Consider the following 1,781-nt stretch of genomic DNA (forward strand, 5'->3'; position numbering starts at 1 on the left):
GTGTGGGGGGATGACTCATGACGTCGACGCCGACGGGCGCCCGGCAGAACTCCGACCCGTCTCAGACCACCCAGCTCAGGGTGGGTTCAGTGACCAGGACCGGAGCGTTCCGCCGGATCAAGAAGACGCTGCCGAAGTACGACTACGAGCACTACAGCCGGCTGGCCGGTCCCCTCACCCAGCCCGACCCGAACAAGCCCTACCGGGTCGAGTACCGGTCGCTGATATCCCAGGAGCCGCACCGCGTCAGAGTCGCGCTGATGCTGGCCGCGGCCCCGGTGCTGTCACTGGTGCTGCTGTTCTGGCTGCTGCAGCCCGAGCACTGGACCGAGCGGGACTACCCCGCCTTCGACTGGCTGCCGACACTCGACGTCGTGATGCTCGTCTCGATCGGCCTGATCGAGTTCTTCCGTTGCATGAACGTGCTGTCCAACGCACACGCCACACTGGTCGCCCGCGACCCGATCCCCGTCGTGCCCGAAACCGGCACCAAGGTGGCCTTCCTGACCTCCTTCGTGCCCGGCAAGGAACCGCTGGAGATGGTGACCAAGACCCTGGAAGCGGCCGTCAAGCTGCGCCACCGCGGTCTGATGCACGTCTGGCTGCTCGACGAGGGCGACGATGCGGAGGTCAAGGAGGTCTGCAAACGGCTCGGCGTGCACCACTTCTCCCGCAAGGGCATCGCCAAGTGGAACCAGGCCAAGGGCCCGCACCGCGCCAAGACCAAGCACGGCAACTACAACGCCTGGCTCGACGCCCACGGCGACGACTACGACTTCTTCGCCTCCGTCGACACCGACCACGTGCCGCTGCCCAACTACCTCGAGCGCATGCTCGGCTTCTTCCGCGACCCGAACGTCGGCTTCGTCATCGGCCCCCAGGTCTACGGCAACTACGACAACTTCGTCACCAAAGCCGCCGAGTCCCAGCAGTTCCTCTTCCACGCCCTCATCCAGCGCGCCGGCAACAGATACGGCGCCCCGATGTTCGTGGGCACCTCCAACGCCGTGCGGATCAAGGCGCTCAAGCAGATCGGCGGCCTGTACGACTCGATCACCGAGGACATGGCCACCGGCTTCGAGATCCACCGCCACAAAAACCCCGCGACGGGCAAGAAATGGCGCTCGGTGTACACGCCGGACGTCCTCGCCGTCGGTGAGGGACCCAGCGCCTGGACGGACTTCTTCACCCAGCAGATGCGCTGGTCACGAGGAACCTACGAGACGATCCTCAAGCAGTACTGGAAGGGCTGGTACTCACTCCCGCCGAGCAAGCTCTTCAACTACACCATGATGATCATCTTCTACCCGATGTCCGCCCTCAACTGGATCCTCGCGGCGCTCAGCTGCGCACTGTTCCTGGGCCTGGGCGCCTCGGGTGTGAACATCGACCCCACGATCTGGCTCATGCTCTACGGCAACGCCTCCGCACTCCAGATCGGCCTGTACGTATGGAACCGCCGCCACAACGTCTCACCCCACGAGCCCGAAGGCTCCGGCGGCGTGGCCGGCATGGTGATGTCCGCGCTCTCCGCCCCGCTGTACGCGAAGGCACTCATCGACTCCGCACTGCGCAAGAAGAGCAAGTTCGTCGTCACCCCCAAGGGCGACTCCGCAAGCCCCGACCGCTGGTTCGGCACCTTCCGCTACCACTGGTACTTCATCGCGATCTTCGGCGCCTCGATCACCGCCGGCTTCGTGTACGGCCACGCACACCCCGCGATGATCATCTGGGCGACCTTCGCCATGCTGATCACCGCGACACCGATCTTCGCCTGGCGC

The 1,781-nt window shown here is 65.2% G+C and carries 1 protein-coding gene; it reads left to right on the forward strand.

The genetic code is table 11. The features are described 5' to 3' along the window. Positions 1 to 17: 17 nt before the first annotated feature. Positions 18 to 1,781, forward strand: a 1,764-nt coding sequence (locus ACHBTE_RS35670) for a glycosyltransferase family 2 protein (RefSeq protein WP_394729915.1), incomplete at its 3' end; no start/stop codon positions are given.

It is taken from the genome of Streptomyces sp. M41, from assembly GCF_043673425.1.
GTDB lineage: Bacteria > Actinomycetota > Actinomycetes > Streptomycetales > Streptomycetaceae > Streptomyces.